The sequence below is a fragment of the Carnobacterium sp. FSL E2-0243 genome, from assembly GCF_038003605.1.
In the GTDB taxonomy this organism is placed as follows: Bacteria; Bacillota; Bacilli; order Lactobacillales; family Carnobacteriaceae; genus Carnobacterium; species Carnobacterium maltaromaticum.
Genome location: NZ_JBBOPM010000001.1, coordinates 3087179 through 3101284 on the forward strand (window position 1 = coordinate 3087179; position 14106 = coordinate 3101284).

Consider the following 14106-nt stretch of genomic DNA (forward strand, 5'->3'; position numbering starts at 1 on the left):
TAGTTGTTTTTTTATAGAGCATTGTGGTTTAGTTGCTATCTTTATTTCCTTGATAATTCTAATAGGGGCATGGAGTATTAGTAGACAAGAAAATAGCTAAACCTCTATTTGAATGTATCTTTTTTGTGTAGCATTCTGCCAACTTGGCTTTTGTATTTTAAGTATTAGGTAGGTACGATTGATTTTTTATTTGCCTTAATAAAAAATAGAGAATGGGAGACGATAATAACAATCGTCTCCCATTCTCTATTTGAATTTAATTAAACTAAATCAGAACAGCTTTTTTCACACCTTATTTAATTTGGTTCCAAAACCTTGATATTACTGTGATTGCCAATCAGCTGGGTAGGTCACATAAATAAATCTCGCTTCACCTGTAACTGAGAATTGAATGCCACTACCTTTAGGAATTAAAATAATTTCTCCAGGTCCAGCAGAGATTTTACGACCTTCAACTAACACATCTAATTGTCCTTCAATAATGTAATCAACTTCATCATATTCTAAGGTCCAATCAAAGGTTGTATTTTTCATCACCATTAACCCACAACCTAATCGTGGGCTTTCTGATAAATTGACTAGATCTTTACAGTACACAACGTCTCCTGCTTTACCCGTATCTAAACGATCTTCTTCTGATACGTCTAATTGAGGCAATTTGATCGATAATACACCACTTGGGTCCACTGTTTTTGTGTCAGCTTTTCCTTTGGTCATTTGTTCCATAATCACTTCACGAACTATGCGCTCTAACATATTTTTGTCTATATCAGCCATCGTTTATTTCGCTCCCTCTGTTGTTTTCTTGCCTAACATACGGTTAGCCATAAAGACTGCAACTAAAATAGCTGTGACTCCACCGATTAGTTTACCTACCATCATTGGGAAGATCATTTCTTTCGCTACACCAGCTGTAAAGCCTAAGTGATCGCCTAATACAAAGGCTGCTGAAACAGCAAACGCTACGTTGATAATCTTGCCACGGTCATCCATGTCTTTCATCATTTGGAACATTGGAATACTATTAGCTAATGTTGCAACTAAACCTGCTGCAGCAATTTCATTCATACCTAACACTTTACCTAATTTCATTAATGGTGTTTTGAAAACCTTTGTAATAACAAAAACAAAACAGAATGCTCCTGCTAAGGTTAAAGCAATACCACCAACGACTTCAATCCCACTTGTAATTGGTTCGATTCCTGGAATTAAGGTTACACCTACTAATAGTTGAATCGCTCCAACAACTAAACCAATAATCGCTACAATCACTACAAATTTTCCAAAAACAGTAAAGCCCTTAATCATCGCTTCTGGCTTAAACCATAAACCTAACATAATGATTGCTGCCACTAATACGATTGGAATTAAATTCATTAAAATCATTTGAATTGGGAAACCAGCTACTAAACCACCGGCTAAACAACCAATTGGAATGGTAATAATTCCTGATAAAACACCTGTCGCTAAAAATTTATGGTCATTTTTATCAATAATTCCTAATGCTACTGGAATAGTAAAGACTAAAGTTGGTCCCATCATTGCACCTAGTATTGTCCCAGCAAATAGACCCGCTTGAGGATCGATTGCTAATTGTTGAGCTAATGCAAAACCACCCATATCGTTTGCTAGTAAAGTTGTCGCAAACATCGCTGGATCTGCTCCGAGTGCACTATAAAGCGGTACAACTACCGGGCTAAGTACCTTTGCTAAAACTGGAGCTAAGGTGATAATTCCGATCATTGATAACGCCAAAGCACCCATAGCCATGATACCTTCTTCAAATTGTTCTCCCAAACCAAACTTATTGCCAATACATTTATCAATCGCTCCTAAAATCATAAAGAAAACCATGATATACATAATAATTTCATTAATACTCAAATGTAATCCCTCCTATTTTTTAATAGAAAAATGGCGAGAGTCTCTCTATATGCCGTTTTGCATCTTGAATGACTCTCGTACTTTTTTTATTTCTATCCTTCTCGTTCAACAGAATCAATAATTCCAACGATAACCGCATCAACTGGAACGCCTTCTTTATCCAAAGATAACCGCGCTGCGCCTCCAGTCGTTACTAAAACTAAGTCACCAAAACCTGCTCCAGCATTGTCTGCAGCAACAAGTGATTGAGGCGCAGATTGATGTTCATCGGTCTCAGTTTCAACAATTAAAAATTTCAATCCGTTTAATTTTTCATCTTTTCGTGTTGCCCAAAGACTTCCTGTAACTTTTCCAATTATCATCTACTCGGCCTCATTTCACTTCACTTGACTAGGTTTTTTCCGTCGTTCCCTAGCTCCAGTGAATGTTTTTTTCTCGTAAATAGTCTTTTGCTAACGCTGTAAGTAATGCATTATTTTCAAGTTTAAAGCTTGTCCCTGAAACTAAATTCAATTCTTTGATTTTTGCTTCAGTCCAAACTTTTTTCGTAACCATACCTTGATCAAGTTGCTCGTTTTGACTTCTAGGAAGTTGCCACGTTTTTTCTTCTTCACTGACTATCTCTGCACCATAACGACGCCATTGCAACTCAAATTCTTCAAGTTTTTGACGTAAGCCGTAGGATGCAGATTGGCGATACGCATAAAACTCAATTCCTTCTTGTAAAAGCAAGACTTTCTTCCCTTTAAGAAAATGTTTTAAAATACTACTCTCTTCTAGTGTTTGTGGACAAGCATTCGCAATTCTACCCATTTGATCCACAGATAATTGACTAATAAATAAAATATCTGCTTCTTCAATCGAGCAGTCAGCTATGGAGACTTTTGGGAGCCTCGCGATTAAATTGAGAACATTAGAATCACTAGTTCCAATTAGTTTCAGTTTAGGCTGCGTTTCATTAGTTAATTTAACTAAAACAGCTTCCATCACTTTTTGAACAAGCTCATCTACGCCACTCATAATGATTTACTCTTCTTAATAATTTGAGCGCGGGTGCCTTTACTCCAACCACAAGCATTCGCTTCATCATAATCAATGTGCATAACTGTCGCAAATTTTGAACTAACACGAATAACAACATCATCAAAAATCAGTGGTCTACCAGCGTTAATTTTAACTTGAACAATTTCTCCTTGTTGAAGATTCGCTTTAACTGCATCTTCAACTGTCATATGAATGTGTCTTTTCGCTACAATTAAACCTTCCGATAGTTGGACAGATTTAGAGCCATTCATCACTAAAATTCCTGGTGTTCCAGCGATATCTCCACTTTCACGAACAGGGACTTTTACACCAATCGCTAAAGCATCCGTTGCTGAAATTTCAGCTTGCGCTTGATTTCTTTCTGGTCCTAAAACGATCACATTATGCAATACGCCTTTAGGCCCAATCAATGTTACACGTTCTTTACTAGCAAATTGGCCCGGTTGAGACAAATACTTAGCTACTTTCAATTCATAGCCTTGGCCAAACAGAGCATCTATCGTTGCTCGATCTAAATGAATATGGCGTCCACTCGCTTCAACTTCGACTCCATTTTGATTTTCCACACGTTTTACAACTTCATCAATTAGGCGGTTTAAATCTTCCTGATTCATACTCAGCCTCCTATCTTTTCTTGTATTTTCCTTTGTTGACATTATCCATTAATTTCCAACAAAAACGAGCTAACTTAGTTAGTACTTCTAATAACTCAACTTCTTTGATTGTTCCATCAGCCTCTTTTAAGCTTTCATAAGCCATTAAACTGGTTTGTTCAATCATTAATCTCAATTGGTTTAAAGCAATAACTAAAGCACCCATTTGATAATCAATCGAAAATGTAACGACTTCTGTTTCGCTTGGATAAGCTAGCTTACTTGGTAAACGACTTTCCTGCATAAATTGACTGCAACTAGCAATTAATTCTAGCTCTTCTATTAGATCAGAAAAACCTGCTTCACTTGCTAGCAGTTGGACCTTTAAAACTTCGCCATGCAACGTGTCCAGTTGTCCACGCAATTTAATTTCAGGATGATCATTTGGTACAATTATATTTCCTTTTAAAACACTCATATGAACAGGTTTTTCAACGAATTGGCCACCATCTAATGTTTTATATAAAAAAGGATTTTGGACAATTTTTACTTCTTGATTTCCAGTTACTTCGGCTTTATTTTTTTGATTATCTTCCCGGTTAGTCTCACAGCTAGGAATTTCTTGTAGCTTAATTTGATGATCCGACAAAAAACTGCGTGCAGAAGGAGTAATAATCGTGCCCTTTTCAACTTCAACCACTTTAGTTTCTTGTATTTCAGTTGTTTTAATCAACCTTCTAACAGTTTCTTCTGTTAAAATAGCCATCTACTCACTTCTCCTATCCCGCTAGTTCCTCTTACTCGAACTATTTGAGAATTAAAGGAGCACCTTGCAATAAGAGTGCTCCTTTTTTTCTAAGATTCCCCTAAAAAGTATCTTCAGGTTTTATAATGATCTTATAAAGCGCCCTTTGGTAAAATTGCATCTACCTCTGAGTGTGGACGTGGAATAACGTGTACTGATAATAATTGTCCAACACGTTCTGCCGCTGCAGCCCCTGCATCAGTTGCTGCTTTTACAGCTCCAACATCGCCACGAACCATAACTGTTACTAATCCGCCACCTACTTGTTCTTTACCAATTAATGTTACGTTAGCTGCTTTCACCATTGCGTCTGCTGCTTCCACCGCTGCTACTAAACCTTTTGTTTCGATCATTCCTAATGCATTTGCGTTTGCCATAATATTGTTCCTCCTAGTATGTTTTTAATTTATTTTTATTAATATTCATTACAAATATTATTGTAACTGTGCTAAGACTTTCTCTACTAAAACATCAATTAAATCTTCCTTACTTGCATCCATTCCAACACTTGTTGTACATGGTGCATCTGATCCTCTTAATTCTTCTAATTCGCGCACGCCATAAGCAACACGACGAATATTGAATAAGTTTGCTGGACCAATATTATCAGAAGTTGAGCTGCCACCAACTGCACCACAGCCTAAAGTTAAAGCTGGCATTAAATTGGTTGAAGCACCAATTCCACCCAAAGAACCACCTGTATTTACTAACAATCTTGAAACAGGTTTTTTCAAAGCAAACTCGCGAATAACAGCTTTGTCTTCTGAATGAATAATCATTGTGTGACCGGCACCTTCATGATTTAAAATATCCATACTTAACTCACAAGCTGCTGACCAGTTTGGCGCTGTATAAAAGGCCAAGATTGGAGCTAACTTCTCACGAGAATAAGGAACTTTAGAACCAACACGACTCTCTTCAGCAATTAAAACTCGTGCGCCTTCTGGAATCGATAAGCCTGTTAATGAAGCAATACGTTGCACAGATTTCCCAACGATTTGCGGATTCATTGAACCATTCGCACGCATAATGAACTTCTCAAGCTGTTCAGCTTCTTTCGCATTTAAGAAATAAGCCCCTTGTTTTTCTAACTCGTTAATGACTTTTTCGCGATTGATTTCTTCAACAATGATCGACTGTTCTGATGCACAAATTGTACCGTTATCAAATGTCTTAGAATCTAGAATGCGTTTAACGGCCATTGGAATGTTGGCTGTTCTTTCGATAAAGGCTGGACCATTTCCTGGACCAACTCCGATTGCTGGCGTACCTGATGAGTATGCTGCTTTGACCATTGCTGAACCACCTGTCGCTAAAATTAACGACGTATCTTTATGTTTCATTAATTGATCCGTTCCTTGAATCGTTGGAACTTGCATTGAACTAATCGCTCCAACAGGACAACCTGCTGCTACTGCTGCTTCCTCAATCACTTTAACTGTCTCCAAGATGCTGTTAAGTGCATTTGGATGTGGTGAGAAGACAATACTATTCCCCGCTTTAATCGAAATCAACGCTTTATAAATGACCGTTGAAGTTGGATTTGTTGAAGGAATTAACCCAGCAACAACGCCAACTGGAACTGCAACTTCCATGACTTTTGTTTGTTCATCATCACTTAAAACACCAACTGTTTTCATATCTTTGATAGCTTCAAAAACACCTTTAGAACCAAAAGCATTTTTAACTACTTTATCTTGCCAGATACCAAATCCAGTTTCTTCGTGAGCCATTTTAGCTAATTTAACGCGATTATCATAACCCGCTTTTGCGATGGCTTCACAAATGGTATCAATTTGTTGTTGCGACATATTCGCTAATTCTTTTTGCGCTTTTTTAGCATGTCCAATTAAATCGCGAACTTCTTGAATGGAGACTAAATCTTTATCTTGGATTGTCACTATTTATCATTCCTTTCTTTTTCTGCTTGAATCGCATCGATTAAGGCTTTTTTATTCGCAAATTTAATCTCTTTTTTAGAAAGGGATGTCAGTTCCATTTGATAAGCTAGTTTTCGTAAATCAACAACTTTCATTTGGGCTAATTCTTGCTCTAAGCTTTCTTCAATGACTTCTTGAATTTCTTTTTTCAAGCTCTCTTTTACTTCTTTTACTATTGAGTTTTCAGCCTGTTTTACAACATTTTCAACTGGTTCTGCAACAGCTTGTTTAGCTATTGCGGAAAAGACCATTTCGGCAGTTGCTGCATCCATTCTTGGAATCACATGGCTTCCAACTAGACAACCTAATTTTTCTGTTACAGACACTGCTGCTTCAACGGCTGCTTGAACCGCTCCAACGTCTCCAACTACTTGAACTGTTGTTAACCCGCCACTGATAACTTCTGCCTGTAAAAGCTCTACATTTGCAGCTTTTAAGGCTGTATCCGCAGCTTCAATGGCGCCTAAAAATCCTGTTACTTCAATCATACCTAACGCTTCATATTTCAATAGCTTATGCCTCCTTAACTCTAATATGCGGTTGGATTGCTAGCTACAACTTCAACAGCTTGAGCAAAAGCATCGCAAGCTGCTTTACAGGCTGATTGGCTTCCTGTTAGTAGTGCTCCACCAAAGTTTGTTTCTGATGGTGGGCCATAAAAAGCTGCAATATCAACATCTGCTGCTTTTAATGCTGCATCTAATGCGTACATTGCTTCTAACGGTGGGGCAATTAGATAAGCTAAAGCTTCACCTTCTGTAACATTAGCTTCTTTTGATAAAAATGAACCCGTTCTAGAAACGCAGTGAGCAAAATAAGGAATGGAGTCATCTTCATTACTACTGATAAAGCTAGCACCCGATTCAATTTCTTGAATTGCAACTTCTAGACCACTTTTAACCTCAGCTGGACTTGGACCAGCAATAATCCCAATCACTTCTCCAGCTAATTTGGTTGAGGCGTTGGCTGCTCCAGCATATAAACTTTTCGCATACACAACATCAACTTCTGCCGCTTTTGTTGCTTCATCTAATGCTACATAAGTCACATCATCACAATCAGAAGTAATTAAACCTAAGCTGCGTTGATTTGGTCCTAAATTTAATGATTTAGCCATTGCCGCATCGACATTAGAAATGACTTTAACGCTTAATACACTTGCACCTAAACGATCATTTTTCATTCAAATTTTCCTCCCTTATTCAGCTTCTTTTAAATCAATTCCTGATTTCTTCTTATCAAGCATATTTTTAATTAATTCAGCAATATAGGCACCTGCTTCAACGGCTGGTGTTCCACCACTGTGAATATTTGAAATAACTGTTCTTCTTGCTTCTGGCATTCCAACTGTTGGTTTATAAGCAATATACGCACTCATTGATTCTGCTGTAACTAAACCTGGACGTTCACCAATCAAAAGACACACAACATCAGCATCTGTTAACTCACCAATTTTATCCATTGCCGGAACTCGAGCATGCTTCACAAAAACAACTGAATCAAAGTCTAAATTAAACATTTTTAGCCCTTGTTTAATAGAAGGAATAATATCTTTAATGTTCGCTCCGATTGCTGCTGAACTTAATCCATCTCCAACAACCACTTGAACTTTTGCTCCATGAGTTGTATTATCTTTAATAATTTCACACATTTCTGGAGAAAACTGACGACCTAAATCTGGTCTAGTTACATACTCATCTTTATCGTGACATAGGGTTTCAACCGAAACAAAATTCATCTCTTTGACTAATGCTTCATCTACATAAGAGAAAACTGCATCTTGAGCAGCGGCATGATCGGCTCTAAAACGTAATGTTGATTGAGTTTTATAACGGGTCCCCGCGCGCCATAAGCCTAACCTAGCTGGTGTGAATTGCTTCATTTTTTGATAACCTTCTGGGTCTTCTGCATGTGGAACTAAAAATTGTTTTTTGATATCTACTTCTGTAATATCTGGAATACACCCATCTTCAACGTCATTTTGAGCTACAGTTTCAGTCACTTTTACCGCAATTGCTGATTGAACATCATTGCTTAAATCAACGTTTCCATCTGCCATTTCACTCAAAATATTTTCAATAATTGTTTTTAAGTTTTTTTCATCTACCATTTTATGCTACTCCCTCCTTTACTTTTTCAAAAATACAGATGCATCGCCAGCACGTTCAGTTAATTTACCATTGATACTAAAGCCCATTTTTTCCATCCATTGGTCAAATTCAGTTGTTGGACGTAAATTGAACATATCGCGTAATGTAGCCGTTTCATGGTATCCAGTTGTTTGATAATTTAACATAACATCATCTGCATGAGGAATTCCCATAATAAAGTTACAGCCTGCTGTTGCTAAAAGCACTGCTAAGTTTTCAGCATCATTTTGATCGGCTTTCATATGGTTTGTATAACAAACATCACAACCCATTGAGATACCTGATAATTTACCCATAAAGTGATCTTCTAAACCAGCACGGATAACTTGTTTTGAATCATATAAATATTCAGGTCCAATAAAACCAACAACAGTATTCACTAGATATGGATCGAATTTTTTAGCAAATCCATAACAACGAGCTTCCATCGTAACTTGATCGACACCATAATGTGCGTCAGAAGATAATTCAGATCCTTGGCCCGTTTCAAAGTACATAACGTTTGGTCCAGCTGCTGCACCAACTTCTAAAGCTAATTTTTTCGCTTCAGCAATGTCAGTCGCATTGAAACCAAAGGCTGTATTTCCTTTTTCAGAACCTGCAATTGATTGGAATACTAATCCAGTAGGAGCACCTTGACGCATCGCTTCCATTTGTGTTTTAACATGAGCTAAGACACAAGTTTGAGTTGGGATTTCCCACTCTTGACGGAAGTCTTCAAAGCGATGTAAGATACGTTTCACACTTTCAGTTGAATCATCCACAGGATTTAATCCAATAACTGCATCACCAATTCCGTAAGATAAACCTTCCATTAACGAAGCCATAATACCATCAATATTATCTGTTGGATGATTTGGTTGGAGACGCGCTGAAAAATGACCGGGCATCCCAATTGTTGTATTTGCCGTCTTCATGACAACCATTTTTTTCGCTGCATAAATTAAATCCATATTAGACATTAATTTAGCTACCGCAGCAACCATTTCAGAAGTTAAGCCACGGCCAAGAATTTTGATATCGTGATCGGTTGTTCTTAAGTCTAATAACCACTCTCTTAATTCTTCAACTGTCCAGTTTTTAATTTGCTCATAAGTTCTTTTATTGACACCATCAACGATGATTCGTGTCACTTCATCCTCTTCATAAGGTACTGCTGGGTTGTTGAATAAATCTGACAATTTCAACTGTGCTAAAACAACTTTAGCTGCAACTCTTTCCTCTGCCGATGTTGCGCTGATTCCGGCTAAACTATCACCAGATTTAACTTCATTGGCTTTTGCCATGACTTCCATGACCGTTTTAAATTGATACGTCTTGCCAAATAGTATTGTTTTTAAAATCATTACTAAATCCTCCTTGTCCTTCTCTAACATTTATTAATCAGTGGTTTAATTAAATTGCTTCTGAAAACTTTAGCTGCAACCATCGTTTTCAGACACTACCTAATTAAAAACCAACGTCTTCACAACTACGGGTAGCACTGTTCCATTGGCAATCGGATTCCCAATATCAATATAATCTCCATTTTCAACACGGACACTGTCTAAACAGACAAATGGATAATCTTTTGGTAAAAGACTATGAATGCTTTGTCCCAAAGCTTTCGCCATATCTTCTTGCACCATAACAATTAATGGATCTTTGCGCTGAATTAAAGTATCTAACCCTTTGACAATTGCTTCAGCTAAATTTAAAACAGTTTGAAAACTGGGACTCTTCTCACCAGATAGCCCGAGGGCAATCATTTGAAATTCATTTTCTAGTTGATACCATTGCAACTTTTCACTAATTTTAGAAGCAATTTCCTGACTCGTTCCAACTTCATCAGCTAGTGCTAATTTTAAGATTGGAATATTTTGAATTGGTAAAATTTCCTTTGTATACGTAATCGTACTCCCACTAACTTCAGCAGTATGAGAACCAGCACCTACAACCGTTGCACGAATTGTTTCAACAGATGGAATGACTTCTTTCTCTTCAACTAATCTTGAGTTCGCAATTCCTTGCCCTAAGAGTAAACCAATGTCACCATATTTAAATGGATTTTCCGGTAAGTTTTTAGCAATACAATCCGCAACTCCGCCTGAAAAGGAGATACCTTTGATGCGTTGATCTAAGCGCAATCCTTTATTTGTTAGAATTCGTTCATAAAAATTACTTTGCATGCCTAAGCCAACACTATTTTCTAGCAAGCGCACCATTTCTTTAATAATTGGTTGGAGTTGTTCAACACTTGTTGGTTGGTTTAATTGGATTGGCAGGTTTTGCTTGGCAATGATTTCTTGCAATTTTGGTGCAATATACGTAATTTTCTTAGTTGTCGAATCAACTTTAATTAAGCGTCCGCCAATATCCAAGCAACCTGTATCACTAACTTCACCATCTTCAAACAAAGCTAAGTTGGTTGTTCCGCCACCAATATCTAAATTCACAACGGACATCCGATTTTCCTTCGAGTATGTGTGAGCACCAGCACCTTTACCAGCAATAATACTTTCCAAATCAGGACCTGCAGTCGCAACAACAAAATCACCAGCAAATCCACTTAAAGCCGTTAAAACTTTACTCGCATTTTCTTTACGGGCTGTTTCGCCAGTTATAATGACTGCACCCATTTGAATTTCTTCTTTTTGGATACCCGCTTTTCGATATTGTTCCTCAACAAATTGTTTAATTTCTTCAACGTCAATTAAATTATCGGCTAAAATTGGTGTAAAACGAATATCACTTTTATAGATAACTTTTTTATCAGAAATCACAATGCGTGGAATCGAAAAGGCTGAGGCCATATTTTCAATGAATAGTTCGGATAAAACTAGCTGGGTAGTGGATGTGCCTAAATCAATCCCAACACTTAGAATTTTTTCTGTCATTGTACTGAGCTCCTCCTTTGCTAATGAACTGGCTTCGTGACTAATTTAAAACAATACAAAATTCAATTTAACCCTTAAAAACTAAGCTGACTTTCTAAAAAAAGCATAATAAAAAGCAAGGACGACAGTCGGCTTTTGAGCCGCTGCATACCTTGTCTCTAAGGCGCTAAAGCGTCAAGAGGCAAGGAAAAGCGTCATTGCTTAATGAAACTGACATCGTTGTCAGTCTTAGTTTTTAAAGAAGAAACGCGTACTTGTACCAGTTTCTTCTTTTGATTTAATTTTTATTTTGCCACGTAATTTATCTTTTACATAGCTATTTACAATTTGTAAACCTAAACTTGTTGTGGATACTTTTTTAACATCAAATCCAGTACCATCATCTATTACTGAGATCGTAATGACTTTTTCTTCTGCTTGGGCTGTTAATTTAATCAACCCTACTTGTTCATTTCCAAAGGCGTGGTCATAACTATTTTGAAGTAATTCATTAACTATTAAGGCAATCGCAACTGTTCGGTCACTATCTATCACAATATCCGGGCTAACATCACTGACAACTGTAATGTGGTTTCGATCCAAAAAACAGCGCTGGATATTATAGACAACTGATTCTAAAACAGTTTTTAATTGAATTCCGTCTTCAACTTGTTTTGATAGTAATTCATGCGTAGCTGAAATGGCTAAAATGCGACTGACACTCTCATTCAAAGCTGTTTTTGCTTCTTGGCTCTCACAACGCCTAGCTTGAATACGTAATAAAGAAACAACGGATTGCAAATTATTTTTTACTCTGTGGTGAATCTCTCTAATCGCAACCGACTTAGAAATAATTTCAGCTTCTTTATTTTTAATTTCAGTCTTGTCTTGTAACATCATAATAAAAACATTTTCCTTATCAACAAAAATTTGCTTCATTGCAAAATAATAAGTATCAAATTTAATTTCTTTGATTTCTGAATTTGACCATTTCCCAATTGATCTCAAGTAGACTAATTGTTCAAATGTAGATAAGTCTAGGGATAGATTATCATAATGTAAACCGATTATATTCCCAATATAGCCAAATGCTTCATAGTAAGAATCTGCTGCTTTATTTTTTTGTAATAAGTAACCAGCTTCATCAAAAATTAAAATTCCATCATTTAGATTATCAACAATAGATTCATTAAATGAGTCTATCGCCTGCAAAACGGAGGAAACTTCAACAAAATCCTGGTATTTATTGCTAACTTCAAAGCTTTCTTTAATTGTTTGACTAACATCTTCTTCAACAATTAAAACGGCAATATTTCTTTTATGATTTCGAATTGGATAGACTTTTTGTCTGATTAACTTGTCTTCTTGATTACGTGCAAGCAAGCCTTCTGAATTAAGAGCTGTTTCAAAAGTGCGTAAAACGCCAGGTTCATTTTCACGCTTCGCTGCTTTTCCTACAACTGTCTCTTTATATAACGAAGGAATAGTTAATGGAGGTTTATGATAAATAACCACCGCTTCACTAGTATATATGTTAATAATATCAATGAACGCATCTTGCTCAGAATACATAGGACTCATTTCTATTTTGCTAGCTTGAAAACTAATTTCAGCAATATCTTCTTCAGTTAAATCAGAATATTTTTTACATAGTTCAGCAATCTGAGCTTTAATCATCTGTCATCACAATCATTTCAGCGATTTCAATCATTGGTGAACGTTTATCCATACTGAGAGTTCGAATCATCTGATAAGCATCTTCTTCAGTAATTTTGTTTTCAATCATTAAGATGCCTTTAGCACGCTCAATAATTTTTCGTTCTTCTAGTTTTTTAGTTAACTTGTTTAATTGTTCTTCTAATTTTTGTGTTTCTTTGCCTTTAGCAATACTCATTTCAACCGTCGGAATCAATGATTTCTCATCTAAAGGTTTCACTAAGTAGCCTAAAGCACCGAAATTTTTTGCTCGTTCAGTATTTGTAGGATCGCTAAATGCTGATAATAGAATAATGCCGCCTGCTAAATTCTCAGAAGCAATTTTCTTTCCTGCTTTTAAACCGTCTAATAAAGGCATTTGAATATCCATAATGACTAAATCGGGATGTTGACTTTTACAAAGTTCTATTGCTTCAAACCCGTCTGAAGCTTCGCCTACAACATCGTAGCCGCCTGCTTCTAAAATATCACGAATATCCATCCTTGTAATAGGTTCATCATCGACTATTACAATTCTTCCATTCATTCTGTCACTTCCTATTCTTTTTTATTCAAATAAAACGTTAACAAAGGCATTTAAGAAAATTTCAAAGCTTCTTATCCAAACAATCACTACACAGTTAGACACTTATGTTTTTGTAATTCTAGTACCAGTGAAACCTAAAATTGTTTCAAGTCCACTTAATACTTCAGATAATGCTGACTCGACTGAAGCAACATCTCCTGTAATTACAACTGATCCGCTAAAGCGATCAATAAATCCAATCTGAACGTTTGCCGCTTTCGTTGCAATATCAACCGCAATGATGGCTGCTTCACTAGGTGTGATTGTTAAAATGCCAATCGCATTATAGTTACTTTCCAATAAACCTAATTTTTCATAGATTGTTTGATCTGGACTAGCGATAATGTGCGCTAATGTGACTTGTTTTCCTGGTACATACTCTTGAATCATTCTTTGTTTCTCTTCCATTTTTCCACCTATTTTCTACATGTTATTGGAAAATCCGACCTAAAATTACTTGTTGATATCATACTTATGTTAGAAAAAAGAACATAAAAAGCCCCTTAAAAAAAGACAGAATCTCTTTTAAGGAGCATCATTGCTCAGTAATTGTT

The 14106-nt window shown here is 36.5% G+C and carries 16 protein-coding genes; all 16 read right to left on the reverse strand.

Annotated features, from left to right (window positions below; translation table 11 throughout):
• Window positions 1-321: 321 nt before the first annotated feature.
• The 16 genes from MHI00_RS14605 to eutS all read right to left on the reverse strand — a co-directional run bounded on the left by MHI00_RS14605 (window position 322) and on the right by eutS (window position 13960).
• Window positions 322-756: a cupin domain-containing protein gene (locus MHI00_RS14605; protein WP_370799428.1), complete on the reverse strand. Its 435-nt coding sequence runs from the start codon at window positions 754-756 to the stop codon at window positions 322-324.
• Window positions 757-780: 24 nt separating this feature from the next.
• The gene (gene eutH, locus MHI00_RS14610; RefSeq protein WP_010053977.1) at window positions 781-1884 is read right to left on the reverse strand and encodes an ethanolamine utilization protein EutH; all 1104 of its coding nucleotides are present in this window, start codon (window positions 1882-1884) and stop codon (window positions 781-783) included.
• A 92-nt stretch (window positions 1885-1976) separates the two neighbouring features.
• Window positions 1977-2246: a EutN/CcmL family microcompartment protein gene (locus MHI00_RS14615; RefSeq protein WP_010053976.1), complete on the reverse strand. Its 270-nt coding sequence runs from the start codon at window positions 2244-2246 to the stop codon at window positions 1977-1979.
• A 49-nt stretch (window positions 2247-2295) separates the two neighbouring features.
• Window positions 2296-2904, reverse strand: a complete 609-nt coding sequence (locus MHI00_RS14620; RefSeq protein ID WP_135053821.1) for a hypothetical protein — start codon at window positions 2902-2904, stop codon at window positions 2296-2298.
• A complete protein-coding gene (gene eutD, locus MHI00_RS14625; RefSeq protein WP_010053974.1) occupies window positions 2901-3542 on the reverse strand; it encodes an ethanolamine utilization phosphate acetyltransferase EutD in 642 nt (213 codons plus the stop codon). Before eutD ends, MHI00_RS14620 begins: the two co-directional genes overlap by 4 nt.
• A 10-nt stretch (window positions 3543-3552) precedes the next feature.
• A complete protein-coding gene (locus MHI00_RS14630) occupies window positions 3553-4287 on the reverse strand; it encodes a cobalamin adenosyltransferase (protein ID WP_341114540.1) in 735 nt (244 codons plus the stop codon).
• Window positions 4288-4418: 131 nt separating this feature from the next.
• A complete protein-coding gene (locus MHI00_RS14635) occupies window positions 4419-4703 on the reverse strand; it encodes a BMC domain-containing protein (RefSeq protein ID WP_010053972.1) in 285 nt (94 codons plus the stop codon).
• A 57-nt stretch (window positions 4704-4760) separates the two neighbouring features.
• Entirely contained in the window at window positions 4761-6227 is a 1467-nt protein-coding gene (locus MHI00_RS14640) for an acetaldehyde dehydrogenase (acetylating) (protein WP_010053971.1), read from the reverse strand.
• Window positions 6227-6775, reverse strand: coding sequence for a BMC domain-containing protein (locus tag MHI00_RS14645; protein WP_341114543.1), 549 nt, complete (start codon window positions 6773-6775; stop codon window positions 6227-6229). The genes MHI00_RS14640 and MHI00_RS14645 overlap by 1 nt, the downstream gene beginning before the upstream one ends.
• Window positions 6776-6795: 20 nt before the next feature.
• Window positions 6796-7449 (reverse strand): ethanolamine utilization microcompartment protein EutL, encoded by a 654-nt coding sequence (eutL, locus tag MHI00_RS14650; protein WP_010053966.1) that lies wholly within the window; start codon window positions 7447-7449, stop codon window positions 6796-6798.
• 15 nt (window positions 7450-7464) lie between these two features.
• Window positions 7465-8376, reverse strand: a complete 912-nt coding sequence (gene eutC / locus MHI00_RS14655) for an ethanolamine ammonia-lyase subunit EutC (protein WP_035064645.1) — start codon at window positions 8374-8376, stop codon at window positions 7465-7467.
• Window positions 8377-8394: 18 nt separating this feature from the next.
• Window positions 8395-9762: an ethanolamine ammonia-lyase subunit EutB gene (locus tag MHI00_RS14660; RefSeq protein ID WP_010053962.1), complete on the reverse strand. Its 1368-nt coding sequence runs from the start codon at window positions 9760-9762 to the stop codon at window positions 8395-8397.
• 99 nt (window positions 9763-9861) lie between these two features.
• The gene (gene eutA, locus MHI00_RS14665; RefSeq protein ID WP_015075437.1) at window positions 9862-11292 is read right to left on the reverse strand and encodes an ethanolamine ammonia-lyase reactivating factor EutA; all 1431 of its coding nucleotides are present in this window, start codon (window positions 11290-11292) and stop codon (window positions 9862-9864) included.
• A gap of 228 nt (window positions 11293-11520) precedes the next feature.
• Window positions 11521-12948: a sensor histidine kinase gene (locus MHI00_RS14670; protein ID WP_135053815.1), complete on the reverse strand. Its 1428-nt coding sequence runs from the start codon at window positions 12946-12948 to the stop codon at window positions 11521-11523.
• A complete protein-coding gene (locus MHI00_RS14675) occupies window positions 12941-13513 on the reverse strand; it encodes an ANTAR domain-containing response regulator (protein WP_010053958.1) in 573 nt (190 codons plus the stop codon). Before MHI00_RS14675 ends, MHI00_RS14670 begins: the two co-directional genes overlap by 8 nt.
• Window positions 13514-13615: 102 nt before the next feature.
• Window positions 13616-13960 carry an ethanolamine utilization microcompartment protein EutS gene (gene eutS, locus MHI00_RS14680; protein ID WP_010053956.1) on the reverse strand — a complete coding sequence of 115 codons (345 nt, stop codon included), beginning with the start codon at window positions 13958-13960 and terminating at the stop codon, window positions 13616-13618.
• Window positions 13961-14106: the final 146 nt, after the last annotated feature.

Excerpts from the sequence above, each read along its gene's own strand:
- MHI00_RS14605 (WP_370799428.1), bottom strand. The coding sequence starts at position 756 with ATGTTAGAGCGCATAGTTCGTGAAGTGATTATGGAACAAATGACCAAA.
- MHI00_RS14615 (WP_010053976.1), bottom strand. The coding sequence starts at position 2,246 with ATGATAATTGGAAAAGTTACAGGAAGTCTTTGGGCAACACGAAAAGAT.
- MHI00_RS14620 (WP_135053821.1), bottom strand. The coding sequence starts at position 2,904 with ATGAGTGGCGTAGATGAGCTTGTTCAAAAAGTGATGGAAGCTGTTTTA.
- eutD (WP_010053974.1), bottom strand. The coding sequence starts at position 3,542 with ATGAATCAGGAAGATTTAAACCGCCTAATTGATGAAGTTGTAAAACGT.
- MHI00_RS14630 (WP_341114540.1), bottom strand. The coding sequence starts at position 4,287 with ATGGCTATTTTAACAGAAGAAACTGTTAGAAGGTTGATTAAAACAACT.
- MHI00_RS14635 (WP_010053972.1), bottom strand. The coding sequence starts at position 4,703 with ATGGCAAACGCAAATGCATTAGGAATGATCGAAACAAAAGGTTTAGTA.
- eutL (WP_010053966.1), bottom strand. The coding sequence starts at position 7,449 with ATGAAAAATGATCGTTTAGGTGCAAGTGTATTAAGCGTTAAAGTCATT.
- eutC (WP_035064645.1), bottom strand. The coding sequence starts at position 8,376 with ATGGTAGATGAAAAAAACTTAAAAACAATTATTGAAAATATTTTGAGT.
- MHI00_RS14660 (WP_010053962.1), bottom strand. The coding sequence starts at position 9,762 with ATGATTTTAAAAACAATACTATTTGGCAAGACGTATCAATTTAAAACG.
- eutA (WP_015075437.1), bottom strand. The coding sequence starts at position 11,292 with ATGACAGAAAAAATTCTAAGTGTTGGGATTGATTTAGGCACATCCACT.
- MHI00_RS14670 (WP_135053815.1), bottom strand. The coding sequence starts at position 12,948 with ATGATTAAAGCTCAGATTGCTGAACTATGTAAAAAATATTCTGATTTA.
- MHI00_RS14675 (WP_010053958.1), bottom strand. The coding sequence starts at position 13,513 with ATGAATGGAAGAATTGTAATAGTCGATGATGAACCTATTACAAGGATG.
- eutS (WP_010053956.1), bottom strand. The coding sequence starts at position 13,960 with ATGGAAGAGAAACAAAGAATGATTCAAGAGTATGTACCAGGAAAACAA.